A 24,160-nucleotide genomic window follows, 5' to 3' on the forward strand; every position below is an offset into this window, starting at 1 on the left:
TGCATCCCAGTTGTGCAACCCCTCACCCAACCCTCTCCCGCAGGAGAGGGCTTTTGGCTCCCTTCTCCTGCGGGAGAAGGGCTGGGGATGAGGGTTCTACCTGGCGAGCAATATGAATCTGCAAAAGTGGGATGCACCCTTCCTAGGGGCATTGTTGGGGCATCCTGGTGAATGTGCAGGGTTGTGATCTCACAGGTTCAATCAAATTAATCATTAACAAAAATACAGGTCATCATGACATATACAATCCGGGAATACAGAGCAGATGATTTGGGTGGCGTGATGTCATCTTGGGAACACGCTAATGCCCTAGCTCATTCCTTTTTACCCAAAGAGTTTGTGGATCAAGTCCGACAGGATATTCCTGCTCTGTATCTACCCAATGCGGAAACATGGGTCGCTGATTGCAATGGGACAATCGTTGGTTTTATTGCCTTGATTGGCAATGAAATTGGCGCGGTGTTTGTTGAACCAGAGTTTCATAACACGGGCATCGGGACGGCATTAGTGAACAAAGCTCAAGAGTTACGAGGCGAGCTTGAAGTTGAAGTCTTTGAACTGAACGCGATCGGACGGAAATTCTATTCTAAATATGGTTTCAAGCGCATGGGTGAAAATTTACATGCAGGGACAGGCAACACAGTGCTACGCCTCAAGTTAACGACCTAAAAATCGCTTAACGCGACCGGATGAAGACGCAACCTGTTAGCTCTGGGTTCGACCGCTTGCTCTACCTCAACCGTTAAGTTCAGTGATGTTAGACCGGTTCAGGTTATACCTATGGCCTGGTTGGCCACCAAATTCCGGAAATATGGCGCAACTAACAACATTGGCAACGTCCTTACGGCGGGGGTGTTCTAGAGTAAAGAGCAGTGGACAAGTTTGTAAGAACAGACAAGGGGCACACATCCCCTTGTTCGAGCGTTTGAATGTCCTAACTGCCCTGGCTTGTTCTACAGATTGGGTTAACTCCCTTTCAGCACTAGATTATCCCGATGGATCACCGTTTCGGGGCCGCCGTAACCGAGAATGCTGGGGATTTTTTCGGACTGTTGCCCTAGAATTTGGGCGATTTCGTGGCTGTTGTAGTTGACAATGCCCCGCGCCACTTCTTGGCCGTGGCGATCGCACAAAATCACCGCCTCGGACGTTTGAAACTCTCCATCAAGCCGATGAATCCCCGCCGGCAGGAGCGATGTTCCCTTTTGGCAAATGGCCGTCACTGCGCCCTCGTCAAGATAGAGGCGACCGCGAGCGACGAGGCTATGGGCAATCCACCGTTTCCGGGCATTATCTGGGCGGGGTTGGGGGTCAAACTGTGTCCCCAGGTCAGCTCCGTTGAGTAGTGCAAAAATATTGTGGGGGGTTGTGCCCTTGAGGATGGCGGTGCGTACCCCGGCATTGGTGGCAATCCGGGCAGCGGCGATTTTAGTCTGCATCCCCCCAGTGCCCCATTGAGAACCGCGATCGCCCGCCTCCACTTGTAAATTAGCCAACTCTTCCACCGTCACCCGCGCAATGGGGAAAGCGTTGGGATCGGTGCGGGGGTCGGCGGAATAGAGGCGATCGACATCGGTGAGTAAAAACAACCAATCAGCTTCCACCAAACTCGCCACTAAGGCCGAGAGGGTATCATTGTCGCCAAATTTTAATTCCTCCACGGCCACGGTGTCATTCTCATTCACGATGGGAATCACACCCAATTCAAAGAGGGCTTGGAGGGTGTTGTAGGCGTTGACGTAGGCGTTGCGGTCGATCAGGTCGCGACGGGTAAGCAGGATTTGGGCGATCGCTTGATTCAAACTGGTAAACAAATCGTCATAGACCCGCATCAATCGCCCTTGACCAACGGCGGCCACTGCCTGTTTACGCGGCATTGTGCGGGGCCGTTCCGTTAATTTCAAGCGGCTGGCCCCTACCCCCACCGCCCCGGACGACACCAAAACCACGCGATGCCCAGCGGTACGCAGGGCGGTGAGGGTCTCCACCAATGCGCCGAGGGTGGCGATCGCCAGTTGGCGCGTTTCAGGATGGGTTAGGCTCGATGTGCCAATTTTGATCACAAGGGTTTGGGGCATAGTCAGGTCAACGGGGGCAAAAGAGTCAATCAGATGGATTTATCCCCTTAGCCTATCGGGTTTTGAACGTGGGTCTTGGGAAATTTTCACCCAAAATTTCGATCAAAACAGTCTGCCCCACCTCTAAAGAAATCTCGATCTCCGAGTACAATCAACAGATACTCCTTCCAGTAACGTTTTGTAATATATGATCCAGCAAGCGTCTCTGAGTCACGCACAAACTCATTGGTTAGACTACTTAGCCAAGGCGGATCAGTTCAATACCTGGGTTTTTTCTCAAATTGAACCGTATTTAGGCGATCGCGTTCTTGAAATTGGCTGCGGCACGGGAAATTTCACCGTCCAACTCGCCCAGCATTGTCACCATCTGACGGCGGTGGATCTCGATGCGGACTATGTGGCAACGGCGCGATCGCGCCTACCCCACGCCCCCCAGGTGGAATTTCTGACCGGTGATGCAACTCAGATGACCTGGGGCGATCGCTTCGACACCGTGATTTTGCTCGATGTCCTCGAACATATCGAACAGGATGCCGAATTTCTCCACCGGCTGCGGAGCCTCCTCACCCCCGGCGGTCGCTTAATCTTGAAAGTTCCGGCGGGCCAACGTCTCTACAGTTCCCTTGATGCCAACGTCGGTCACTATCGCCGCTATAACAAAACCTCCCTGGCTCAGATTCTCGACGCAGCCCAGTTAACCCCCGAAACCCTGCGCTACTTTAACCTGGCTGGTATCCCCGGCTGGTGGGTGAATGGCTCACTACTCAAGCGGACTGTCCCCACATCGGGGCAAGTGGGTCTGTTTAATCGCCTTGTGCCCTTGTTTAAGCGCCTTGAGCAGCGCTTTGAGCCTCCCCGTGGGTTATCCTTGATTGCGATCGCTTCTCCAACCCATTTATGAAACTTTCGGTCATCATCCCCTGCTACAACGAAGCTCAAACCATCCACCAAATTATCGCCGCCGTCAAAGCCGCGCCCGTGGACTCCCTCGAAATCATCATTGTGGATGATGGCTCCACCGATGGCACTCGTGAGATCTTAGAGCAGGATATTCAACCCCAAGTAGACCAGGTTATTTATCATCCCCGCAATCGAGGCAAAGGGGCGGCCCTGCGCACCGGGTTTGGGGCAGCGACGGGGGATATTGTGATCGTTCAGGATGCGGATTTGGAATATGACCCCCAGGAATATCCGATTGTGATTGAGCCGATCTTGAGCGATCGCGCTGATGTGGTGTTTGGGTCACGTTTTTTGGGCGGTCGCGCTCATCGGGTACTCTACTACTGGCATACCGTCGGCAATCGCTTCTTAACGATGCTCTCAAATATGTTCACCAATCTGAACCTCTCAGATATGGAAACCTGTTACAAAGCCTTTCGCCGTGAGATTATCCAGTCGATCAAAATTCGGGAAAATCGCTTTGGGTTTGAGCCAGAAATTACGGCTAAGGTGGCGCGGTTGGAATGTCGCATCTATGAAGTGAGTATTTCCTACTACGGGCGCACCTATAAGGAAGGCAAGAAAATTAATTGGAAAGATGGCGTTCGAGCCATTTACTGTATTGTTCGCTATGGCCTGTGGCCCTAGCGGCTATGGCTCCCGGCTGGGCGACGGGTGCAGATGGAACCTTTGCCCCTAGCATAATCGTCTCGGTGGAGTGATATCATGTCGAAAATCTTTACACACTCCGCCCACAACTCATGACACAACGGTTTTCCCTCAGTGCGATCGCGCTCTCCCTCTCCCTCTTGGGGGGCGTGAGTTCAGCCGCGATCGCCAACCCCCAGGCCAACAGTTTCCCAGTCGAAGCAACCCCGATCGCGGCCCCCGATCTACCCCCACTGAGTCACACCGCCCAATTCGCCGCTGTCCCCCCCGCCTGCGCCGCCCAACTCAACAGCAACATCAACAACATTCTGCAACAGTCGCCCTATCGTAACGGGAAATGGGGCGTGTATTTAGAAAGCTTGGCCACAGGACAGGTAATCTACAGCCACAACGCCGATGAACTGTTCATCCCGGCCTCTAACATCAAACTCTTCACCACCGCCGCCGCCCTCCAACTCTACGATCCCAACTCCCCCATTCGGTCAACCACCCTCGATCGCTGGGTCTACACCACCAACCAGCGCAGTGATAATGGCTACGCGGATGTCCTCTTTCGCGGCATCGGGGGCAGCAACGCCGTCCAAAATGCCCTCGAACCCCTCGGCGTGTCCCGTGGGAGCTTCCGTCAGGTGGATGGTTCGGGACTCTCGCGGCAAAATTTAGCAACACCGAGGGCGATCGCCACCACCCTACGCGGTATGCGGAACCTCGGCTATGGTCAAGAGGTCTTCTATCGCTCCCTCCCGGTGGCGGGAATCAGCGGAACCCTCACCAACCGTCTCCGCTCCACCCCCGCCTACGGTATTGTCCACGCCAAAACCGGCACACTCAACGGCGTTCGCGCCCTCTCCGGCTATGTGGAACACGCCCAATACGGAACCCTGATCGCCAGCGTCGTCGTCAACTATCCTGGTCAATCGGGCCAGGTGCTCCTCAATGGCATTGACAACATCATGGTGCAAATTACTCGTCAGTATTCCTGTTCGCCGGTGTAGGCGGGGGGGCTGGTGCGGAAAAGAGTTCGATGGCCGCCCGGCGACGTTCTTCAGGGGAACGGGGTGCTAAAAGTGCCTCGTCCTCTGGGGGATGGCGATCGCTGTTGTTCTGCACCGACTGACCCAAAGCCTGCTCCTCCGTGGCAAGCTGTTGGGCGAGATAAATTTGGTTTTCGAGATCCTGTGTGGATGACACCAAACCGCTGAGTCCTTGAATCAGCTCTTGTAAATCCTGACGAAAGGCGGGGTTACCCGTGAGTTCATCAAGGTCAGCGGTAATTTTTTGGACATTTTCAAAGGTGGCGCGGGCAGCGTTGAGGGTGCGCTGGAGATTGAGGATCGTGTTGGGATCATTCAGCGCATCGGCCGTGGTTTTCAAGGCATTGGACGCTTCGGCGGCATTGGCGGTGAGCACCTCAAGATTGTTGAGAAGATCGCGGGTGTCGGCGGTTTCGAGGGTGGTATTAAAATTCTGAATCAGGGTCGTGAGTTCGGTGCTGGTGCTGCTGATGCTGTTGAGGGTGCCGGCGATGTTGGTGCGGTTTTCAATGATCAGGCCGTTGAGATTGCTGGTGAGGGCGTTGAGTTCGACGGCGGTGGATTGATAGGCGGCGGCGGTACTGTTGATCTGGCGAGCGGTGGTGGCGGTGATGGCGGTGACGGTGTTGGCCGTGCCGGAAATGGCTTGGATTTGGGATCGAACGGAGCGCGACAGTTGGGTGAGTTCGGTGCTGAGACTGCCGATTCTGGCGGCGGCTTGGCTGGCGTTGGCGGTGAGGCTGGTGATGTTACCAAAAAATTCGGGGTCGGTAAAACTTTCGCTGAGGCGCATTGTGCTGCGGACGGCGGCGTTGAAGCTGATGCCGGTGACCCCTTGGAGGCGATCGCCCCCACAAATGACTAGATCCGAGTCACAGCGAGCACTGAGGGGCGAGGGCAGATTATCGGGATCTTTGACCTGGGTGAGGGGGGTGATGTCGATGGTGGTTTCGCTAATCAGGCCGGATTGGTTCGCTTCAATCTGCACATTCTTGGGCATCAACAAATCCGCCGGCGAGATGGACACCACGGCTTCAATCCCGTTGGTGGTGGGGATAAGCTCTGCGATCGTGCCAATTTTGACCCCCCGATAGCGCACACTGCCGCCGACGATCATGCCATTACTGTCGGCAAATTCAATCCGGATCGTATAACTATCGTCCCCGAACCGAATGCCTCGCAACCACAGAATAACCGTAACAAAGAGTGCAAGGCCCAGCAGAATGAATAGACCCACGGAACCTTCTCGAATGGTGCGCGATCGCATTGGTGCATCTCCTCACAACAACTGACTCGACTCAAGCGGACAGGGCCAACACAGCCATTTCCTTCTTCCTACGCTACTCTATCCCCTGGGTTTATGCGATGACCGGAATCGGCCCCTCCGTACTCGCACTAAAAAATTGTCGCACCAAGGGATTATCGGTGTGATCAATCTCTTCAACGGGGGCATCCCACTGCACTTTGCCATTGAAGAGAAAAATCACCCGATCCGCCGTGCGCCGAATCGTGCTGTCTTGGTGGGTGACCATCACATAGGTTTTACAGTCATTGACATCCCGTTGTAGATGGCGCACCAAGTCTTCAATGACGGTGGATGCAATCGGATCAAGACCCGCCGTAGGTTCATCGTAGAGAATGATTTCCGGATTGTTGGCGGGATTGCTGGGGTCGATCATGATCGCCCGCGCAAAGCTGACCCGCTTTTTCATCCCGCCGGATAATTGTGCTGGATATTGAGCGCCAATGTCCCCCAACCCCACCAAACTGAGGCGATCGCGCACTAATTGGCGCACCGTAGCGCGGGGCAACTTGGAATGTTGAATCAGGCTAAAGCCCACATTCTCTTCCACGGTCAAGGAATCAAACAGGGCGGTGTTCTGAAACACCATACTGATCGTGATGGGATCGGGCTGGTCTTCAATCAACCCCTTGCGGCGCTGTCCCTTAATATAGACCGCCCCCGAATCCGGTTCGAGCAACCCCGCCATAATGCGCAGAATGGTTGATTTTCCCGTTCCTGACGGGCCAATGATCGCCAAAGCATCACAGGGGTAAATGTCAAGATTGACCCCATCGAGAATTACCTTGGAGCCAAAGCGTTTGGTGACATTTCGCAGTTGAATGATCGGTTCAGAGGACATGGGCGATCGCACCACAACAGCAACATTATTCCGCTTCTGCCACGCCAAAGACGCGATTAAAAGCCTTCTCCACTTTATAGCCCGAATCAATCGATTCGAGGGGATCTTTGCGCAACCGGTGGCGGAGGCAGAGGGTCACCACGCGGCGAATATCATCGAGGGTGACGGTGGTACGTCCTTCGAGGGCGGCGATCGCCTTTGCCGCCCGATTCGTCACAATATCGCCCCGCAGTCCATCCACATCCAGTTCCGAGCAAACTTCCGAAATGCCCACCCGCAATTCATACTCCAGCGTCACCTGGGGCAACCGCTCCTGGGCTTGGACAATCTTCACCTGGAGCGCCTCTTGCTCCGTGGCATGGGCACTGTAAAAAGCGTGGGGATCGTGATCAAAGGCCGATCGCTGCTCGACAATTTCCACCCGCAGCGCCGGCTGCTTCACCGTGCGAATCTCGGCGTGCATCCCGAACCGATCCAACAGTTGCGGCCGCAATTCCCCTTCTTCCGGGTTGCCCGATCCCACCAACACAAACCGCGCCGGGTGACGAATCGAAATCCCTTCGCGCTCCACCGTATTCCACCCACTGGCCGCCGAATCCAGCAGCACATCTACCAGGTGATCATCGAGCAAATTCACCTCATCCACATAAAGAATGCCGCGATTGGCCTTCGCCAGCAGCCCCGGTTCAAAGGCCTTCACCCCTTCAGACAGCGCTTTTTCAATATCAATCGTGCCGCACACCCGGTCTTCGGTTGCCCCCAAGGGCAAGTCCACCATCGGCACTTTCATGCTCGCGGTCGGCAGGGCTTGGCCCTGTTCGTAATGCCTCCGCGCCTCATCCCCCATCAGTTCCGGGTTATGGGGATCGCTGTTAAAGGGGTCATTTTCCACCACCGGAATCGCCGGTAACAGGTCAGCCAAGGCGCGGATCGTGGTGGATTTCCCCGTGCCGCGATCGCCCATAATCATCACCCCGCCAATCTTGGGGTCAATAACATTGAGCAATAACGCCAACTTCATCTCTTCTTGGCCAACAATAGCCGTAAAGGGAAACACTAAGCGGCGCGTTTCGGTCTTCGGAGGGGCTTGAGGGGTAACGGTCATTGCAATAACAGTAAAATTAAGAGTGGGATTTTAGACAATTTTCAACATCCCCCATTGTGACACAGGACGTTAAGCAATCCTACCCAACCCCAGCGTTTGACCCAACCCCCAAGCTCTAGCCTTGAGTGCCCTCCCCCACCGCTTACGGAGCAATCTCAAACTGAGCCTTCCCTGCTCTTCCTGCTCGTTGCTGCGCTTGAGTCGTCGTCTCTGCCCGAAATGACAATTGGATATTGTTCAAATTTTGACTGGCTACCCGCCTACGAATCTCAGCCTTAACTAACTCAAACGTCGGAAACTCAGGACTCGCCCCTAGCGGAATTGAAACACTGGTTGTTGTCCTCTTACATTTGACTGTTAAACGAGCGAGTTTAAGTTCTTTGCGCGGTGAAACATAAACATGAGTGACATATCCTTCTCCATTTCTAAGTAATTGAGCCGGAATCACAAAATCATACAAATAAGACGACACCTGCCGCCACGTCTCCTGATTGACCTCTGTGAGGAAATATAACGTTTCAAAATTGCGGGCCAACTGATGATCAACCCACTGACCATCAATCACACCTTGTGCAGAGATTCCTATTTTAGAGTCTTGAAGTGTTGCAAATCCAAAGCATCGGACAAAAATCAGGATCTTTTTCTGATTTCTCAATGAGCCTCGACTCCCTAGACCTCGCTGCCCTTGGCTATAATCCTGAGCAACTTTCGATACACTTTCTTTACGAGCATCTAAATCGATATTCTCGTTAAACAACAAGGGAATGCAGTCTGATGAATAGCATCGTAGCCGCTTGATGTGATATCCATAGCTTGAGCTTAACTGTTTTTGCAGATCAGCAAGTGATCTTGGTGTTAAGGCGCGAATTACTTCTCCAGCTAGTGTAACTTCATGATATTCAGGAGTCCAAGGTTTATTTTGTAACAGAGATTTGATCGTCCATTCCGCTATTTCTACCGCATATCCACCCACATAAAGACGATGCAAAAAGGGATACTGAGGTGTATATGCTTCCCACTTATTCGCATAGGCTTTACGAGTTGAGAAAATGTGTTTGCGGATTGCGAACACTTCATCACCAATCGTTTCAAGTTTAAACAAGGATTGGATTTGCTGAGAATCGACATAGATATGAATCACCTCTAATGGTAAAACTTTGGGGTGAGCCATTATCGCTATTAAACCATTCTCAGTGTTTGATCCCCGTGGTGGTTCAATGCCGAGAATGAATGAAAAATCAGCGATCGCGGCAATTGTTTCGCGTAACAGGGTTTCAGTAGGATGAACTTTTTTGGGTTTAGTGGGGGTATTGTTCAAATGTGGCCGATAGGCTGAAATTCTCGCTGTTTCGACATCACTCAACTGCTTGACCGGAACCGGTTCACAAAAAATCCTAAAATCTTGATTTTTTTGATGGATAAATTGATGTATGCGGTGATGACTCTTTCCTTGCCAACGCTTACGAATATTCTGAGCTTGACCAATATACCAAACTGTATTCGACGCATCCACAACGTAGTAAATTCCGGCATACTCCGGCAAAATGTCTTTCATTTTCAAGGACGTACAAACAAGGCCAAGAAGACGGGTATCGGCGATCATTGTGAGGTCATTCCTTCACGGCAAAGCAAAATGATATTTAAAGACTCATTTTAGCAAGGCTGAATTGTAGCCAACAACAAGGGGTTGAAACGGTCGGGTTGGTTGGCACTGCACTATAGCGATCGCCAATCGCCCGATGGGGTGAAGGCGGCCCAGAAATAGGGCCGGGCATAGTCGTCCACCAAGGCTCGCCGCAATCCGTAGACCCCTTCCCCGTTGGCAATACCCCCCACCCCAAGTTTCACAGGCAGAGAGAAACACCAGTTTTTTTCCTCACTTTTTCCTGTCCTAATCTGATCTAGATGAGTTGAGTACAGACGAACACAAACCTGAGCAAATCTTTATTTGCTCGGCAGTGGGATAAAAGCGGTGGAGTTATCCGGGTGGTCTCAACGCTAGCTCGACATTGCGCGAGGAACGCCGTCCAGGGCTTCTTCTTCAGTCTCAAAAATCTCAAAGACTGAGTCCATCATTGTGACTTCAAACACAAGTTTCGCTTCGGGATGGACATTACAAATTCGGAAGCTTCCTTTCACCTTGTCGGCATCACGCATGCCAGCCACCAGGGACGTTAACCCAGAGCTATCGATGAAGTTAACCTGACTGAGGTTAACCACAACATGGCGGCTGAGTTTAGAAATACACTCTTGCAACTTTAACCGAAATTGCCAAGCCGTCGTGATGTCTAAACGTCCGCTAGGCGCTAAAACAATAACTTGGGTTTGGTCTTGGGTTGTGTGTTTTTTCTGATCAATGTGAATCACGCGTCAACTGGCCTCAAACTCAAGCAATATAGTGTGCCAACATCTGAAAATCGCTACTCAGGTTAACCCTTACTAATCACAACCCTAACGTTGATCAAGCGATCGCAGCGAGTGGGTGTGGATGGTTCGGTTTGCGTTGGGTAAGCGTGGACATTGGATGGATGCTCACCCCCTTGGATTGATAAGGGTTTGAGTTTGTATACAGCTTACCAGAAAAACTCTGTTGTGGGGAGACAGCCCAAAGCGATTCTGGTGTACTAGTCATCCGTTTGGCTTACTGAGTCCGTTGACCCATGCTACTCGAACCGGTTCCCCGCAGCCACCGCCCCAAGTTGGGATGCGATGCCTGCGGGATCTGGGGTTATGCAGACCAGTTTGCCCAATCTTGGGGTTTTAGGAAGGTGTCATAGAGTTCAGCTTCGCGGCTGTTGGGTTCAGGTTGGTAGCAGTATTCCCAACGCACGAGGGGCGGCAAGGACATCAGGATCGATTCGGTGCGTCCGTTGGTTTGGAGGCCGAAGATGGTGCCGCGATCGTAGACGAGGTTGAATTCGACGTAACGCCCCCGCCGATAGAGTTGGAATTGGCGTTCGCGATCGCTGTACTCCGTCCCGCGTCGTTTCTGGGCAATGGGCACATAGGCCGGTAAAAAGGCCTCGCTACAGTCTTTCACAAAGGCAAACACTTCTTCCCAGGTGCGAGAGGGAACATCCCCCAGTTGACGGCTATAGTCAGCGGCGGCTTGGTCGGGGTTGGGGCCGCGATAGAGTTCGCCGCGATCGTCTTGGTAGTCAAAGAAAATCCCACCGATGCCCCGTGCTTCGTCCCGGTGCTTCAGGTAGAAATATTCATCACACCAGGCTTTGAAGATGTTGTAGTAGTGGGGATTGTGGCGATCGCACGCCGCCTTGTGGGTGGTGTGGAACTGGTGGGCATCTTCGTGAAAGGGGTAGTAGGGGGTTAAATCTGCCCCACCGCCAAACCACCAGACGGGGCCCGCTTCAAAATAGCGATAGTTGAGGTGAACCGTGGGGATGTAGGGATTGCGGGGGTGGAGCACCATGGAAGTCCCGGTGGCATAGAATTCATGACCGGCGGCATCGGGGCGATTTTGCAGAATCGATGGGGGGAGGGTTTTGCCCCACACTTCCGAAAAGTTGACCCCCCCTTGTTCAAACACATCGCCATCCCGGATCACCCGCGACCGGCCCCCGCCGCCTTCCTCGCGATCCCAAGAATCTTCGCGAAATGTGCCCACCCCATCAAGTTCCTCAAGACCTTGACAAATACTGTCTTGCACACCTTTCATGAAGGCACTGATCCGCGCCCGGGAATCGGCGGGGGGCAGGTTGGGCTGTTGTGATTGGTTAAGCTGTGTCGGAGAAGCTGTCATAGGATTAAAGCAAAAGTTAATTCTTAAATAGACAAACACTTGTCGTGTGGGGTTGATCTTCGCACATTCACTTCGGTGCGATCGCACTCCCCTCACAAAATGCAACATCCTCTGGTGCAGACACTCTCAACGACCTCCCCGACTGAGGCACTTCCTGGTTCAAGAGTTCGATCAATCAAGAACTTGAATAGAATAGGGATTGATCTTATGGATAGGCGGTTGCTACACAAGCGCTATGATTTTTCAAATTTCGTTTAAGCTCCTTGTGGCTCGTGGCTACCTGTTTTGCCAGTTCCGGCTCAACAAACGCTACCGAGTTCTCTGCCGGGCTTCGGTCGATGCCCTCTGGCAAAAACTCATGAACCTCGCCGATGTATCTTGGAATCCCTTGCTTGCCCGCACCAACGTCCCGGACGGCTTAATGGCTAAACCTGGACTGATCTATCAAGTGGTGACGCGCTTCACCCCGATCCCGATTCGGATATTTGTGGAGCAAGTTGATCCGCGTAAACTCTTGAGTGTGCGCTTTTTAGCGATTCCTGGTGTGGAAAATCGTGTCACCTATCAGTTTGAATCATCGGTGTGCGGCACGTATATTTCCTATTCTGTCACCCTGCGGGGTCTGCTCTCGCCGGTGCTGTGGTGGGTGATTCGTCCCTATGTGGCGCGGGTTGCTGATAATTTGGCCCAGGCGGTGGAGCGTCCGGCTCCGCTGTAACCTTGGCAGCCTGGGGAGACGCGATCGCAGAAATCGCCGCCCCGTCCCCGAAAACGGTAGGATAAACAATAAAATTACAAACCTTCACAAACTAATGACTCTAGACTCAACGGCTGTTTTAAACGTTTTGCGTCCTGTCCAAGACCCAGAGCTACAAAAGAGCTTAGTCGAACTCAACATGATCCGGAATGTGCAGATTGCCGGGGGAACCGTCCGCTTTACCCTCGTGCTCACCACCCCCGCCTGTCCCCTCCGGGAATTCATTGTCGAAGACTGCCAAAAAGCCGTCCGTCAACTGCCGGGCGTTGAGGCCGTTGAAGTCGAAGTCACTGCCGAAACTCCTCAACAAAAATCCCTGCCGGATCAACAGGGCATCGCCGGCGTGAAAAATATTATTGCCATTTCGAGCGGCAAAGGCGGCGTGGGAAAAAGCACCGTCGCCGTTAATGTTGCCGTTGCCCTGGCCCAAAGTGGGGCCGCCGTTGGTCTTTTGGATGCGGATATCTACGGGCCCAACGCCCCCACCATGCTGGGCTTGACCGATGCAAAAGTTGATGTCCAGAAAGATGCCCAGGGTCAAGATATTCTGCAACCGGCGGTGAACCATGGCCTCAAAATGGTGTCCATGGGCTTCCTCATTGACCCAGACCAGCCCGTGATTTGGCGGGGGCCGATGCTCAACGGCATCATTCGCCAATTCCTCTATCAGGTGAATTGGGGCAACCTAGATTATCTCGTCGTCGATTTGCCCCCCGGCACCGGTGATGCTCAATTAACCATGGCCCAGGCCGTCCCCATGGCTGGGGTGGTGATTGTCACCACACCCCAAACGGTTTCCTTGGTGGACGCTCGCCGAGGCTTAAAAATGTTTGAACAATTGGGGGTGAATGTCTTGGGTATTGTGGAAAATATGAGTTATTTCATTCCGCCGGATTGTCCGGAAAAGCGGTATGACCTGTTTGGATCGGGGGGTGGGGCGACTACTGCCGCTGAATTGGGTGTGTCGCTGATTGGTGGGGTTCCCTTGGAAATTCCGGTGCGAGAAGGGGGCGATCGCGGCATTCCCATCGTCGTCGCTCAACCCGAATCCGCCTCCGCCCAAGCCCTGACCAAAATTGCCCAAAGCATCGCCGCGCGAGTATCCGTTGCGGCCTTAACATAGCCCTAACCCGTTGAACGACAACCACTCTTTATCTACTAGCGTCCTATGTTGCAGCGATCCTATACCGAAAAATCTCAATGGCGACAATGGTGGCTCGGTTGGCAAAACCTGGACTTTTTCCTCCTCGCCCTCGTGGTCGGCCTCACCATCTTTGGGGGGGTGATGATCCACAGTATCGAACTGCGCCAAGGCATTACCGACTGGTGGCAACATTGGCTCGTGGGGTTAATCGGCCTGGTGATTACCCTCGCGATCTCCCAGTTTCAGTATGAATTTTTACTGCAATGGCACTGGCCGATCTATGCCCTGATGAATGTCACCCTCGTTGTGGTGATGTTGGCGGGTCACACGGCGAATGGGGCGCAAAGTTGGCTCACCATCGGTGGGTTCAATGTTCAGCCTTCCGAATTTGCCAAAGTGGGGTTGATTATCACCTTGGCGGCCCTGCTTCACGATCGCCCGGCCACAACCCTTGATTCTGTCTTTCGGGTTTTAGCGATCACGATGGTTCCCTGGATCTTGATTTTTGTGCAGCCGGATTTGGGGACAGCGTTAGTCTTTGGGGCGATTACCCTGGGCATGCTCTATTGGGCGAATGTTAAACCCGCTTGGCTACTCCTGTTGGTCTCGCCGATGGTGGCGGCGGTGTTGTACGGGATCTCGTTGCCCGCCTGTGGAATCTGGACGGCGTTGGTCTGTGCGATCGCTTGGTTTACCCTCCCCCTCCGGCAAATCAGCACCCCCATCGTCGTTGCGATTAACTGGGCCGCCGCCTTCCTCGGCCAAGTCTTTTGGGGACTGCTCAAGGATTACCAAAAAGACCGCCTCATCCTCTTTCTCAACCCGGAAAAAGACCCCCTCGGTGGGGGCTATCACCTCATTCAATCCCGCATCGCCATCGGTGCCGGGGAACTCTGGGGCGAAGGACTTTTCAACGGAACCCAAACCCAACTGGACTTCATCCCTGAACAACATACCGACTTCATTTTTTCCGCTGTGGGGGAAGAACTGGGGTTCATCGGCTCAATCATTGTCATTTTTGCCTTTTGGTTAATCTGCCTGCGGCTGATCGTCATTGCCCAAAATGCCAAGGATAACTTTGGTTCCCTCTTGGCGGTGGGCGTGCTGTCAATGATTGCGTTTCAGGTGTTTGTGAATATCGGCATGACGGTGGGGGTGTCGCCGATTACCGGGTTGCCGCTGCCCTGGATTAGCTACGGACGGTCGGCCTTGCTGACGAATTTCCTCGCCTTGGGGCTAGTGGAATCGGTGGCAAACCATCGACCTCGTATGCATTTCCGTTAGCGATCACCCCCTGCTTCGCCCCGATCCCCATCAACCCGATCCCGTCGGATCAAAGGAATATGGCAAGATAGGGGCGGGCAGTCTGTTTCAGAGCAGTCTCACACTGTCTCCCTCGTAATTCTGTGATTTTGAATCAAAGGAAAACACCCATGATTTTACCTGGTGCAACAGTTCGCGTCACAAATCCTAATGACACCTATTATGAGTTTGAAGGATTAGTGCAACGCATTAGCGATGGCAATGTTGCCGTGTTGTTTGAAGGGGGCAACTGGGATAAGTTAGTCACCTTCAAGCTGGCTGAACTCGAAGCCGTGGATCTCAGCAAAGGCAAGAAAAAATAAACGATTCACCTCTGGCCTCGGTGCGATGCTGACCCGTTGCCCGTTGGGTCAATCCGCTCAATTCCGAAGCCTGGAACGAGGCCAGAGGGCTATTTTTGATGCGTTCCTCATCCTTCAGCCCCGCCCCCACCGATGCGCTTACCCTTACCCCAATTTTCCACCGATCGCCCCCGCCCCAACCATATTGCGGAAGTGATTGAAACGGCAACAACGGATTTCTTGGCGCAATGTTTGGAGCCGGAAGAGTTGAAATTTCCCGTCATGCCCCCCTTTGGCAGTTGGGTGAAGGCATTGGATGAGGAGTCCGGCAATACCGTCTTAGGCGTGATCACCTACGCCACCACAACCCCGATTGATTCGGTGCATCGGGCGCGGGCGTTGGGGATGTCCCTCGAAGAGTTGCGCGAAGAGCAACCGCAAATTTTTGCGATGTTGAAGACGGAATTTCGCGTTGCAATTGTGGGATTTTTGGCCCCAGGGCCGGAGCGATCGCCCCAAGTGTTTCAATACCTGCCGCCCCGCCCGCCCCAAATTCACCAAGCCGTCTATCGCTGTGAACCCGACGAGGTGAAGCGGTTTACGGAAGAGATGGATTTCCTGCGGACTCTGTTGCAGGTGAGCCATGTGCCGGTGGAAAGTTTAATTGCGGCCACGTTGCGGGCAGCTTTTCAGTTGCGCCAAGGCGATCGCGACTGGCTGATTAAAGCGGGGCGCACCTTGGGTCTGTTGTTGAAGGATGATTACGATAGTTTGCGTTACGTGCTCAGTCAGGTGCATGCCTGAGGTTGGGTGTTGAATAGCTGAGGAGCAAGGTCATGAACGACGCAATTCATACGTCAGGGTTTTGGGAAACACGCTATCAAGCCGGTGTGCCGCCGTGGGACTTGGGGCAGGCTGCGCCGGGGTTTGTGGCCTGGTTGGATCGCCATGGAATGGCCGTGGCGGGGAAACGGGTGGCGGTGCTCGGTTGCGGGGCGGGCCATGATGCGATCGCCTTTGCCCAAGCCGGCGCAACGGTGATCGGGTTTGACTTCGCCCCTGCTGCCATTGCACGGGCTGAACGCAACGCGGCAACAACAGATGTTGCAGCGCAATTTCTCAACCGCAATATTTTTGATCTCGCGGCTGAATTCCCGGCTCAGTTTGATTACGTGGTGGAACACACCTGTTTTTGCGCGATTGATCCGAGTCAGCGCGATCGCTATGTTCAACTTGTCCACCATATCCTCAGACCCCAGGGTGAACTGCTGGCCATTTTCTTCACCCACCGCCGCCCCGGTGGCCCGCCTTTTGGTTCGACCCCGGAGCAACTCCACGCCCACTTCCATAGCCACTTTCACCCCTTCGACCTCGTCCCCCTCGCCGCATCCTTACCCAAGCGTCAGGGGGAAGAACATTGGGGCCAAGGTCAGGCCCGCCTCACTCCGACCGCAATCTGAAAATTGTTAAGATAAGTTAACTGTTTTTTCAGAATTGTCATGGCTCCCCTGAATTTAAGCCAAATCGAGGTCAACCTCGACAGCCCCAATTCCCGCGATCGCATGGTCGCCCTCGCATCCCTACGCCACGTTTCCGCCCTGGAGGCCCTGCCGTTAATCAAAAAAGTGCTCAACGATGAAGTCCTGCAAATCCGCTCCATGGCGGTGTTTGCCCTCGGGATCAAATCTACAGAAGAGTCCTACCCTATTTTGGTGCGCCTCTTAGAAACTGACCCGGACTACGGGATTCGAGCCGATGCGGCCGGAGCCTTGGGCTATCTCGAAGATCAACGGGCCTTTGAACCCTTGGTGCGGGCTTTTTACGAAGATACCCAATGGCTCGTGCGCTTTAGTGCGGCGGTGTCTCTGGGAAATTTAAAAGATGTGCGGGCGAAATCTGTACTCCTCAACGCCCTGAAAAGTGACGAGGTGGTGATTCAGCAGGCCGCGATCGCCGCTCTGGGGGAAATTAAAGCCCTCGATGCCACCGATGCGATGCTGGACTTTGCCGGCTCTGAAGATTGGCTCGTGCGGCAACGCCTCGCCGAAGCCCTGGGCCATTTACCCAGCGAGAAAGCGAAATCCGCCCTCAACTTCCTCGCCAAAGATGCTCACCCGCAAGTGGCTCAAGCGGCAACATTGTCCCGCCAACGCCTCGCAGAGCTACTGCCCGACGCAGATTAAGGATCACGGGAGGCACAAAACCCTCTACAATAAATGCTAATTCTTCGTTCAATATCAGGTTACTAAATACAATGACACCGTCTTTAGCCAACTTTCTTTACAGCTTACTGGCCGGTACATTGGTTGTCGTCGTTCCCGCAACCGTTGCCCTCGTTTTTATTAGCCAGAAAGATAAAATCTCCCGTTCCTAAGGGTTTATTGCAGTTTTCATACACTTGAGGTACAAAGATCCCCCTCAATCCCCCTTATAAAAGGGGGAAGTGGCGTTCTCATCCTTTCGCAATCTGCTATATTGCAACCCTGCGGCCTCAGGATCGTCAGCAGCATTGCCCCTCGATTCTGAGGTCTTTTCCTAGGGGTAGGGTTTTCCTGGGCGCAATGGGCAGATTTCGCTAAGGTAGAAAGAACAGAACACCCGTGTTCAGCGATCGCGAGCTTGACGCTTAAGAAGCAGTAATGATCAATTTTGGATGGAATTCAGCCAGCATTTTGGGGGTCTTCTTGGCCGTTGCTGGTGCAGGACTTTATTTTTTACGCTCGATTAAGCCAGAACTATCGAGGGACTACGATATCTTTTTCTCTGCGGTCGGGTTGGTCTGTGGTGGGATTTTGATTGCCTACGGTTGGAAATTTGACCCACTGATGCAGTTGGGGCAATTTCTCCTCACCTTGGCCACCTTCTTTTTTGCTTTTGAAACCCTGAGGCTAAGGGGACTCGCCACCGAGCAAGCCCGCCGCAGCACGCCCATCGTCGATGATGACCGCCCGGTGAGCCGTTCCTACCGTGCCTATCGAGAACCGGACTACGACGAGCTAGAGCCTGCCTACCGTGAGCCTGCTGCTGTGCCCCGCAAACGGCTGCGGGGGAGTGATGACTACGATGATGCCCCGGCCCCGTCGCCCCGGAGTCGCGCCGCTCGTCCGACGACAGACCGCAGCAGCCCACCGCCGCGATCGCCCCGCAGTCGTCGCCCCTCCCGCGATACTCCACCGAGCCGCGACTATCCCCCCGATGAAACGCGCTACGCCGATCGCTATGACGCTTGGGAAGATGAGTGGGAAGAAACGGAAGGCGTTGAGGAACGCCGGTCGGGGCGGCGATCGCCATCCCGTCGCCCGGATGATCGGACGGTGAGTGAGCCGGAACGGCCACGCCGCAATGGTTCGGCCCGCAATGCGGCACTCTATGAGGATGAAGAACCCGCGCCCTACGTGGACTATGTGGACTACGACGAAGAACTAGAGCCGGAACCGCCTCGATCTTCAGCGCCCCGTGATGACCGCTATGGGGATGAGTACGATGACTATGGCGAGGATGATTTTGAGGCGGGGGTAGACCGCGAGCCACCGGATTACGAGGATGAACCGGATCTGGACTTTGAGGAACCGCGATCGCGCCGCCGTCCGGATCGCCCCTACGATGATGACGTTGAACCCCCGGTGGGATCGACAGAGTATTAAGGCCCTAGACCTATGATCCTGGGAGTCAGACGATGGCCCTGGCGATGGTTGGGGCGATGGGGGGGGGTAGTGGGTGCGATCGCGATCTTCCTCTCCGCCTGTCAGAACGAACCCGCCAGCATCGAACCCGTGGCCCTCAATAGCCGCTTTACCGATGAACAGCCCACCCTCAGTGGGGATGGCAAATTAGTGGCGTTCATCACCAACCGCAACGGCTCAGCACAAATTGCGGTGTATAACCTCAGCACCAAGCGATTTTTAACCCTGACGGGACTCAATCAAGACCGCACCTTAGTCCAAAGCCCCAGCCTCAGCCGCACGGGTCGCTACATCGTCTATCTGGTTAATGAAGAAGGACGACCAGCGATCGCGTTTTACGATCGCGCCATTCAACGCTCCGAAATTCTCACCCGCCGCTATCGCTATTGGGTGCGCAACCCAAAAATCAGCCCCGACGGTCGCTACATCAGTTTTGAGACCGCCCGCCGGGGTCAGTGGGATGTAGAGGTGCTGGATCGCGGGCCCAATGTGGAATTGGATATTGAAGATGGCGCGGTGATTGAACCGTAGGGATTAATCTGAGGATTCGGGGGGAACATAACCCCGCGATCGCAACACTGTTTGAATTGCCTGCTGGACTTGATCCGCCGGCTGGGACGCATCGATCCGCACGATTCGCTCCGGTTCCTGCTGGACGAGGTGGGTAAACCCCTCCCGTACCCGCCGATGAAAGGCCAGATCGGCCTGTTCAATGCGATCGCGCTGGCCCTCCCGTTGGCTACGGGCAAGACCCACTTCCACGGGAAGATCCAGCCAAAGGGTGAGATGGGGCGTGAGGTGATGGGTGGCGATCGCATTTAATTGGGCGATCAGTTCGGGATCAAGGCCCCGCCCATAGCCTTGGTACGCCCAGGTGGAATCGATAAAGCGATCGCACAGCACCATCGCCCCTTCGGATAAAGCCGGCTGGATCACCGTGTCCACATGCTGAGCGCGATCGGCCGCAAACAGTAACAATTCCGCCCGATCCACCACCGCACCACTATGGAGCAAAATATCGCGCAGTTTGCTCCCCAAGGGTGTCCCGCCCGGCTCACGGGTCTGGAGAATCGCCCGCTGTTGCCCCCATTGCGCCTTTAACCAAGCATGCGATCGCCGTAACTGCGTCGTTTTTCCCGCACCTTCCCCCCCTTCAAACACAATAAATTGACCGGACATCATAACTTTATCTTCTTTTAATACTTCAGTCTAAAAATCGATGTAGTGCTGATTCCACAGCATCATTGCGCAGGAAATCACGACATCATCAAACCAACAGCTACGGCAATCGATCAGGAGTTTAGCCGTCTCTGGGGCATCGAAACCCAATGCCTACGGCACGTTACGCAAATGAAGCCCCCGACCATGAATCCTGCGGGTACAGTGCGATGTTCCTGGCGGGTATAGCTGACAGATTTTGAAAAAAACGCTAGAGTAGCTGCAAACACCCTTGGGATAATTGATAGGCCATCGCTGTCATGATAGCCAAGCTGATCACCTTAGACCACGAGGAAAGTACGGGGAAATTATGGCTCGTTATTCCTGCTCATTTTACAGTGAAAACTCACTAGATACCCTCCTCTCCCATCTTGATACTGTTTTGCAAGCCTGTAACTTTGAAATCATTTATCGTAACAATGAGTACGTTGTTGGGCGAGAAAACCCTGGACAAGTTAAGTTCACCAAGCTCGTAACGGTTGAAGCATTGGTGGATTATCAAAGCACTGCGTCTAAAAAAGTGCATCTTAATTGCATTCTGAAAAACGAGGAACTGCCCCTCTCGACCGACAACCATTGTCGGAAGGTTTTTGATGATGTCTGCAAAAACATCCAAGACAAAACCCTGTGGCAGCTCCAGTAATCGAGCCGAACAGTACGGCTGCTGCGAAGACGGATAGGGCAAACCTATACTGAATGATCCTGTAGATCATAGGGCAGGATAACTGGATCGGGCTGAAACGAGAGTTAGCCCAAGAGGGTGGGTTACTTTCACAAGCAAGCTGCACCTATTAAAACTGGTAGTTGAGGCTGAGATAGATGCCGTCGTCTTGCAAATTGGTGGCGCGATCGCTCATATTCATCAACGGTAATGTGACATCTACACGGGCAGTGAAGTTCGGCTGCGAAATCCACAGGAAGCCCAACCCCAAACCCGCAAGCAAATGATCCGAGCGAATCTGAGCGGGATTGCTGGGGTTATTCCACACCGCCCCCATGTCGAAAAAGGGCGCAATTTGAAACAGGTTTTTTCCTACATTACTGCGGGCGACGGTGAAGCGATTCTCAGCGGAAAATCGCCAGCCATTATCTCCTGATCTGGCCCCTTGGCGATAGCCCCGCAGGGTTTGGCCACCACCAATACTAAAGGTTTCTGAGGCGAGGAGATTGTCCGGGGTGAGTTGGAAATCGCCCTGAAGAATGAGGCGATTGTTGCGATCGAGTTGTTGCACTCGTGCGACTTGACCCGCCCAACTGAAGAAGTGACCGTCAGGAATCGGCCCATCGTTGCGGGTAATGCCCAATGCATCTATACCGAGGTTGAATTGCGATCGCCCACTCCAAGCCCCCTTTGTATCCCGGCGCAAATAATCCTGACTAAACCGGATCACCGATGTACGGGTTGTGCCATCGGCTTCCGCCCCAATCCCGAAGGGTGTACCAATATCATTAAACAAAAATGTGCGGCCGGTTTTACGGCTAAAACCGAGGGAGAGGGCGAATTCTTCGCGGGGATTGCGGATTAAAGGCTGGCGAAAACTGAGGTCATACAGTTGCGATCGCCCGCGAATATTCAGCGCATCAAAGGGCGGCAGCGTGATTTTATGCCGATCCAGCACCACCCGCAGATCCAGCGTCCCATTCATCGGGTTGAGGGGGATATTGTAGCCAAAGTCCCACGCATGGTAGCCGCCGCTATAGGTGCGAGTATACCCAAGGCGCAACGCATCCCCCATGCCGGCCAAGTTGCGATACCCCACATTCGCCCCAATCCGTTCAGACCCCACGGATTCCGCTGAATAGTTATCGGTGAAAATGGAGCCAAACCAGGGTTTGCTTTCCTCTATATCGAGAGCGAGGCGACTGGTTCCCAGTTCTTCGCTGCTTTGCAGATCGATATTCAGGTCGGCAATATTGGGGTCGTTATTGAGGAGACGAAGTTGGTCTTCGAGGGCGTTGGCGTTGAAGGGGGTGGTGCGTCCTAAGTTGACGCGGCTGCGGACATATTCGGGGTTTAAGCGTTCTAGGCCGGTAATGTCTACATCGGTTAAGGTGCCTTCGAGGACGAGGATCGTGATCTCCCCTTGATCCAGGGGTTGGGCGGGGAGGACGGCGCGGGAGGTGATGTAACCGGCGTTGACGTATTGGGCGGTGATGGCGGCAATGGCGCGGTTGATTGCGCCGATGGTTGTGGGGCCAGTGATCTCGCTCACCATGGGCATAAGGTCTTCGCGGGTAAAGACGGTATTCCCTTCAAGGATGATGTTGTTGATCGTGATCGGGGTGGTGTTGTCAAGGTCGCTGGTGTCGAAGGTTTCGGGGGTCATGAGAATATCGTCATCCCCTAGGGGTTGGGGGAGTTGGTCGCTGGGTTGAATAAAGCGGTCTTGGTTGGGGTCGGTTTGTTGGGCGATGGGGTTGTTGAAGAGGTGTCGAGCTTCGGTTAGGGGTGTTTGGGCGAGGGTTTGAGGGGCCAGGGTCAGCAGGCTCAAGCTACCAAAAAGGGTCAACGTCGATTTTTTCACAGTTATTTCACTCCATCACGATTAATTAAACGATTTTGAGGCATTCACCCCGGAGAACCCACCCCTATCCGACCAGGAGGGGATTTCAGAAACAGTCCCCTCCTCGGAGGGGTGTCCGTAGGGCGGGGTGGGTCATTCTTGATTGAGGGGTAGGCATTTCTCATCGAATTCTACTGCCATGCTCTCCATGGCTTCCTCTGGGTTAGGTTCTTCTTGCTCGGTCTGTTCTAGCTCTGGGATGGTGGCGCAGGCGCGACCGAGAACAAAGCGATCGGGTGGGGTTGCTGCGAGGGGATCATGCCAAATCCGGCGAATGAGGTCAAAGTCTAGGTAGGTGAAATTAAAGGTCAAAGGTGTTACTGCACCAAAGGTTAAAAGTGTTGCATCGGTTAGTTGTGCTAGCACTGAAAAACTACCCAGTGCATCTGTTGCATTGAATGCGTTAAAAGCAATACCTTGGGCATTTGTGAGCACTGTTGCGCCATTTGTAAATGTTCCCGTTGCACCATTGGCGGTAAAACTTACACTGGCTCCCTGAATCGGAACGATGCCAAAGACTGCCTCAGCGACTCTCACACTGACATCTAGGTTAGTTAGCTTGGTGATGGTTTGATTTTGTGGAGCGACTGGGGTGATTGCTGCTCCTTGGAATTCAAAGGCTCCCATATCGACGGTTCCCCCGACAATCCTTGCTCCGGGTGCTCCCCGCTGGTCTGTGGTTAAGCCGGTGGCTAGGGCGTTATTGCCGGCGTTGATGGCGGGGCTACCGGGGAGAATGGCATGGGTTTGGGTGGGGCCGCCGTTGTTGGCAAGGGGGCCGAGTTTGGGGTCAACGCCAACGATGTTGCCATTCACGCCGTTGGTGGGAACTCCGATACCAGTCATGCCGGTGGTGCTGACGATGAGGCTGTTGGTGATGTTGAAGGTGTGTGTACCGTCATAAATGCCAATGTTGGGAGCAGTGGCGTTAGTGTTGTTGGCGATAAGGCTGTTGTTGATCGTGTGGGTATTGTCATCGCCTACGGCAATCCCCCCACCTGTATCTCCGGCAGCAGTGTTAAAAGCGATCGTCGAATTGTTCAGCATCACCGGTCCATCATCCATGAAAATTCCACCGCCATCTTCATCAGCGAAATTCCCAGAAACGGTAGAATTGGTCAGCGTCACCGAGCCAAAATCGACATAAATTCCGCCACCATACTCAGCGGAATTCCCAGAAACGGTAGAATTGGTCAGCGTCACCGAGCCATTATCCATGAAAATCCCGCCGCCCCAACTATTAGCGGAATTCCCAGAAACGGTAGAATTGGTCAGCGTCACCGAGCCATTATCGACATAAATCCCGCCACCATACTCAGCGGGGTAGTGCATTTTAGTGCAGGCTAGAGGAAAAGATAGGGGCATCTTGCTCCGCCAGCTTCTCTCTGATGCCCCGATTGTACTCATGGATGAACAGCCATATCGCCCCAATGTGGTTCTCCACCTTTTTCGAGAACGACA

26 protein-coding genes are annotated in these 24,160 nt (G+C 53.7%); 15 read left to right on the forward strand and 11 right to left on the reverse strand.

Going from position 1 to position 24,160, the window contains the following annotated elements; genetic code table 11:
* Positions 1 to 234 precede the first annotated feature (234 nt).
* Positions 235 to 669 (forward strand): GNAT family N-acetyltransferase, encoded by a 435-nt coding sequence (locus PN477_RS01695; protein ID WP_272117301.1) that lies wholly within the window; start codon positions 235 to 237, stop codon positions 667 to 669.
* A 296-nt stretch (positions 670 to 965) separates the two neighbouring features.
* Here PN477_RS01695 and proB read toward each other — a convergent pair whose 3' ends face one another.
* Positions 966 to 2,078 carry a glutamate 5-kinase gene (gene proB / locus PN477_RS01700; protein ID WP_272117303.1) on the reverse strand — a complete coding sequence of 371 codons (1,113 nt, stop codon included), beginning with the start codon at positions 2,076 to 2,078 and terminating at the stop codon, positions 966 to 968.
* 187 nt (positions 2,079 to 2,265) lie between these two features.
* Between proB and PN477_RS01705 the strand changes: the two genes are divergently transcribed.
* The 3 genes from PN477_RS01705 to PN477_RS01715 all read left to right on the forward strand — a co-directional run bounded on the left by PN477_RS01705 (position 2,266) and on the right by PN477_RS01715 (position 4,681).
* Positions 2,266 to 2,979, forward strand: coding sequence for a class I SAM-dependent methyltransferase (locus PN477_RS01705; protein ID WP_272117305.1), 714 nt, complete (start codon positions 2,266 to 2,268; stop codon positions 2,977 to 2,979).
* Positions 2,976 to 3,665, forward strand: a complete 690-nt coding sequence (locus PN477_RS01710; RefSeq protein ID WP_272117307.1) for a glycosyltransferase family 2 protein — start codon at positions 2,976 to 2,978, stop codon at positions 3,663 to 3,665. The genes PN477_RS01705 and PN477_RS01710 overlap by 4 nt, the downstream gene beginning before the upstream one ends.
* Positions 3,666 to 3,778: 113 nt before the next feature.
* Positions 3,779 to 4,681, forward strand: coding sequence for a D-alanyl-D-alanine carboxypeptidase (locus tag PN477_RS01715; protein ID WP_272117309.1), 903 nt, complete (start codon positions 3,779 to 3,781; stop codon positions 4,679 to 4,681).
* Here PN477_RS01715 and PN477_RS01720 read toward each other — a convergent pair.
* From PN477_RS01720 to hemF, 7 genes are all read right to left on the reverse strand, one after another.
* Positions 4,650 to 5,987 (reverse strand): MlaD family protein, encoded by a 1,338-nt coding sequence (locus tag PN477_RS01720; RefSeq protein ID WP_272117310.1) that lies wholly within the window; start codon positions 5,985 to 5,987, stop codon positions 4,650 to 4,652. The genes PN477_RS01715 and PN477_RS01720 overlap by 32 nt on opposite strands.
* A gap of 91 nt (positions 5,988 to 6,078) precedes the next feature.
* Complete coding sequence (locus PN477_RS01725; protein ID WP_417158729.1) at positions 6,079 to 6,864, reverse strand: ABC transporter ATP-binding protein; 786 nt, start codon at positions 6,862 to 6,864, stop codon at positions 6,079 to 6,081.
* A 25-nt stretch (positions 6,865 to 6,889) separates the two neighbouring features.
* Complete coding sequence (gene bchI, locus PN477_RS01730; RefSeq protein ID WP_272117314.1) at positions 6,890 to 7,969, reverse strand: magnesium chelatase ATPase subunit I; 1,080 nt, start codon at positions 7,967 to 7,969, stop codon at positions 6,890 to 6,892.
* Positions 7,970 to 8,111: 142 nt separating this feature from the next.
* Complete coding sequence (locus PN477_RS01735; protein WP_272117316.1) at positions 8,112 to 9,572, reverse strand: GIY-YIG nuclease family protein; 1,461 nt, start codon at positions 9,570 to 9,572, stop codon at positions 8,112 to 8,114.
* Positions 9,573 to 9,685: 113 nt separating this feature from the next.
* Positions 9,686 to 9,817 carry a hypothetical protein gene (locus PN477_RS01740; RefSeq protein WP_272146925.1) on the reverse strand — a complete coding sequence of 44 codons (132 nt, stop codon included), beginning with the start codon at positions 9,815 to 9,817 and terminating at the stop codon, positions 9,686 to 9,688.
* Positions 9,818 to 9,967: 150 nt separating this feature from the next.
* On the reverse strand, positions 9,968 to 10,336 hold the full coding sequence (locus PN477_RS01745; protein ID WP_072620219.1) for an STAS domain-containing protein: 369 nt from the start codon (positions 10,334 to 10,336) through the stop codon (positions 9,968 to 9,970).
* 361 nt (positions 10,337 to 10,697) lie between these two features.
* Positions 10,698 to 11,729: an oxygen-dependent coproporphyrinogen oxidase gene (gene hemF / locus PN477_RS01750; RefSeq protein ID WP_272117319.1), complete on the reverse strand. Its 1,032-nt coding sequence runs from the start codon at positions 11,727 to 11,729 to the stop codon at positions 10,698 to 10,700.
* 235 nt (positions 11,730 to 11,964) lie between these two features.
* On the opposite strand from hemF, the gene PN477_RS01755 reads away from it, so the two are divergent.
* The 10 genes from PN477_RS01755 to PN477_RS01800 all read left to right on the forward strand — a co-directional run bounded on the left by PN477_RS01755 (position 11,965) and on the right by PN477_RS01800 (position 19,448).
* Complete coding sequence (locus PN477_RS01755) at positions 11,965 to 12,447, forward strand: SRPBCC family protein (RefSeq protein WP_272117321.1); 483 nt, start codon at positions 11,965 to 11,967, stop codon at positions 12,445 to 12,447.
* Positions 12,448 to 12,541: 94 nt separating this feature from the next.
* The gene (locus PN477_RS01760; RefSeq protein WP_272117323.1) at positions 12,542 to 13,609 is read left to right on the forward strand and encodes an Mrp/NBP35 family ATP-binding protein; all 1,068 of its coding nucleotides are present in this window, start codon (positions 12,542 to 12,544) and stop codon (positions 13,607 to 13,609) included.
* Positions 13,610 to 13,654: 45 nt separating this feature from the next.
* On the forward strand, positions 13,655 to 14,914 hold the full coding sequence (gene rodA, locus PN477_RS01765) for a rod shape-determining protein RodA (protein WP_272117324.1): 1,260 nt from the start codon (positions 13,655 to 13,657) through the stop codon (positions 14,912 to 14,914).
* 149 nt (positions 14,915 to 15,063) lie between these two features.
* Positions 15,064 to 15,255 (forward strand): NAD(P)H dehydrogenase subunit NdhS, encoded by a 192-nt coding sequence (locus tag PN477_RS01770; RefSeq protein ID WP_417158728.1) that lies wholly within the window; start codon positions 15,064 to 15,066, stop codon positions 15,253 to 15,255.
* Positions 15,256 to 15,387: 132 nt separating this feature from the next.
* Positions 15,388 to 16,038: an HAS-barrel domain-containing protein gene (locus PN477_RS01775; protein WP_272117327.1), complete on the forward strand. Its 651-nt coding sequence runs from the start codon at positions 15,388 to 15,390 to the stop codon at positions 16,036 to 16,038.
* A 32-nt stretch (positions 16,039 to 16,070) separates the two neighbouring features.
* Positions 16,071 to 16,694 carry a methyltransferase domain-containing protein gene (locus PN477_RS01780; protein WP_272117329.1) on the forward strand — a complete coding sequence of 208 codons (624 nt, stop codon included), beginning with the start codon at positions 16,071 to 16,073 and terminating at the stop codon, positions 16,692 to 16,694.
* A gap of 39 nt (positions 16,695 to 16,733) precedes the next feature.
* The gene (locus tag PN477_RS01785; RefSeq protein WP_272117331.1) at positions 16,734 to 17,417 is read left to right on the forward strand and encodes a HEAT repeat domain-containing protein; all 684 of its coding nucleotides are present in this window, start codon (positions 16,734 to 16,736) and stop codon (positions 17,415 to 17,417) included.
* Positions 17,418 to 17,488: 71 nt separating this feature from the next.
* Positions 17,489 to 17,608 carry a photosystem II reaction center X protein gene (gene psbX / locus PN477_RS01790; protein ID WP_072620210.1) on the forward strand — a complete coding sequence of 40 codons (120 nt, stop codon included), beginning with the start codon at positions 17,489 to 17,491 and terminating at the stop codon, positions 17,606 to 17,608.
* Positions 17,609 to 17,873: 265 nt separating this feature from the next.
* Positions 17,874 to 18,878 (forward strand): Ycf66 family protein, encoded by a 1,005-nt coding sequence (locus PN477_RS01795; RefSeq protein WP_272117334.1) that lies wholly within the window; start codon positions 17,874 to 17,876, stop codon positions 18,876 to 18,878.
* A 12-nt stretch (positions 18,879 to 18,890) separates the two neighbouring features.
* Positions 18,891 to 19,448, forward strand: coding sequence for a TolB family protein (locus PN477_RS01800; RefSeq protein ID WP_272117335.1), 558 nt, complete (start codon positions 18,891 to 18,893; stop codon positions 19,446 to 19,448).
* Between the two features lie 3 nt (positions 19,449 to 19,451).
* Here the strand turns inward: PN477_RS01800 and tmk are convergent, their stop codons facing one another.
* Positions 19,452 to 20,099 (reverse strand): dTMP kinase, encoded by a 648-nt coding sequence (tmk, locus tag PN477_RS01805; RefSeq protein WP_272117337.1) that lies wholly within the window; start codon positions 20,097 to 20,099, stop codon positions 19,452 to 19,454.
* A gap of 346 nt (positions 20,100 to 20,445) precedes the next feature.
* Here tmk and PN477_RS01810 point away from each other — a divergent pair, with 346 nt between their 5' ends.
* The gene (locus tag PN477_RS01810; protein ID WP_272117339.1) at positions 20,446 to 20,778 is read left to right on the forward strand and encodes a hypothetical protein; all 333 of its coding nucleotides are present in this window, start codon (positions 20,446 to 20,448) and stop codon (positions 20,776 to 20,778) included.
* A gap of 148 nt (positions 20,779 to 20,926) precedes the next feature.
* Here the strand turns inward: PN477_RS01810 and PN477_RS01815 are convergent, their stop codons facing one another.
* The gene (locus PN477_RS01815; protein ID WP_272117341.1) at positions 20,927 to 22,660 is read right to left on the reverse strand and encodes a ShlB/FhaC/HecB family hemolysin secretion/activation protein; all 1,734 of its coding nucleotides are present in this window, start codon (positions 22,658 to 22,660) and stop codon (positions 20,927 to 20,929) included.
* A gap of 132 nt (positions 22,661 to 22,792) precedes the next feature.
* The gene (locus PN477_RS01820; RefSeq protein ID WP_272117344.1) at positions 22,793 to 24,031 is read right to left on the reverse strand and encodes a right-handed parallel beta-helix repeat-containing protein; all 1,239 of its coding nucleotides are present in this window, start codon (positions 24,029 to 24,031) and stop codon (positions 22,793 to 22,795) included.
* Positions 24,032 to 24,160 lie beyond the last annotated feature (129 nt).

Source organism: Spirulina subsalsa CS-330, from assembly GCF_028330765.1.
Lineage (GTDB): Bacteria > Cyanobacteriota > Cyanobacteriia > Cyanobacteriales > Spirulinaceae > Spirulina > Spirulina subsalsa_A.

Excerpts from the sequence above, each read along its gene's own strand:
- PN477_RS01770 (WP_417158728.1), top strand. The coding sequence starts at position 15,064 with ATGATTTTACCTGGTGCAACAGTTCGCGTCACAAATCCTAATGACACC.
- proB (WP_272117303.1), bottom strand. The coding sequence starts at position 2,078 with ATGCCCCAAACCCTTGTGATCAAAATTGGCACATCGAGCCTAACCCAT.
- PN477_RS01720 (WP_272117310.1), bottom strand. The coding sequence starts at position 5,987 with ATGCGATCGCGCACCATTCGAGAAGGTTCCGTGGGTCTATTCATTCTG.
- PN477_RS01710 (WP_272117307.1), top strand. The coding sequence starts at position 2,976 with ATGAAACTTTCGGTCATCATCCCCTGCTACAACGAAGCTCAAACCATC.
- PN477_RS01735 (WP_272117316.1), bottom strand. The coding sequence starts at position 9,572 with ATGATCGCCGATACCCGTCTTCTTGGCCTTGTTTGTACGTCCTTGAAA.
- PN477_RS01780 (WP_272117329.1), top strand. The coding sequence starts at position 16,071 with ATGAACGACGCAATTCATACGTCAGGGTTTTGGGAAACACGCTATCAA.
- PN477_RS01800 (WP_272117335.1), top strand. The coding sequence starts at position 18,891 with ATGATCCTGGGAGTCAGACGATGGCCCTGGCGATGGTTGGGGCGATGG.
- hemF (WP_272117319.1), bottom strand. The coding sequence starts at position 11,729 with ATGACAGCTTCTCCGACACAGCTTAACCAATCACAACAGCCCAACCTG.
- tmk (WP_272117337.1), bottom strand. The coding sequence starts at position 20,099 with ATGATGTCCGGTCAATTTATTGTGTTTGAAGGGGGGGAAGGTGCGGGA.
- psbX (WP_072620210.1), top strand. The coding sequence starts at position 17,489 with ATGACACCGTCTTTAGCCAACTTTCTTTACAGCTTACTGGCCGGTACA.
- PN477_RS01795 (WP_272117334.1), top strand. The coding sequence starts at position 17,874 with ATGATCAATTTTGGATGGAATTCAGCCAGCATTTTGGGGGTCTTCTTG.
- PN477_RS01810 (WP_272117339.1), top strand. The coding sequence starts at position 20,446 with ATGGCTCGTTATTCCTGCTCATTTTACAGTGAAAACTCACTAGATACC.
- PN477_RS01785 (WP_272117331.1), top strand. The coding sequence starts at position 16,734 with ATGGCTCCCCTGAATTTAAGCCAAATCGAGGTCAACCTCGACAGCCCC.
- PN477_RS01705 (WP_272117305.1), top strand. The coding sequence starts at position 2,266 with ATGATCCAGCAAGCGTCTCTGAGTCACGCACAAACTCATTGGTTAGAC.
- PN477_RS01760 (WP_272117323.1), top strand. The coding sequence starts at position 12,542 with ATGACTCTAGACTCAACGGCTGTTTTAAACGTTTTGCGTCCTGTCCAA.
- PN477_RS01695 (WP_272117301.1), top strand. The coding sequence starts at position 235 with ATGACATATACAATCCGGGAATACAGAGCAGATGATTTGGGTGGCGTG.
- PN477_RS01725 (WP_417158729.1), bottom strand. The coding sequence starts at position 6,864 with ATGTCCTCTGAACCGATCATTCAACTGCGAAATGTCACCAAACGCTTT.
- bchI (WP_272117314.1), bottom strand. The coding sequence starts at position 7,969 with ATGACCGTTACCCCTCAAGCCCCTCCGAAGACCGAAACGCGCCGCTTA.
- PN477_RS01820 (WP_272117344.1), bottom strand. The coding sequence starts at position 24,031 with ATGCACTACCCCGCTGAGTATGGTGGCGGGATTTATGTCGATAATGGC.
- rodA (WP_272117324.1), top strand. The coding sequence starts at position 13,655 with ATGTTGCAGCGATCCTATACCGAAAAATCTCAATGGCGACAATGGTGG.
- PN477_RS01775 (WP_272117327.1), top strand. The coding sequence starts at position 15,388 with ATGCGCTTACCCTTACCCCAATTTTCCACCGATCGCCCCCGCCCCAAC.
- PN477_RS01715 (WP_272117309.1), top strand. The coding sequence starts at position 3,779 with ATGACACAACGGTTTTCCCTCAGTGCGATCGCGCTCTCCCTCTCCCTC.
- PN477_RS01755 (WP_272117321.1), top strand. The coding sequence starts at position 11,965 with ATGATTTTTCAAATTTCGTTTAAGCTCCTTGTGGCTCGTGGCTACCTG.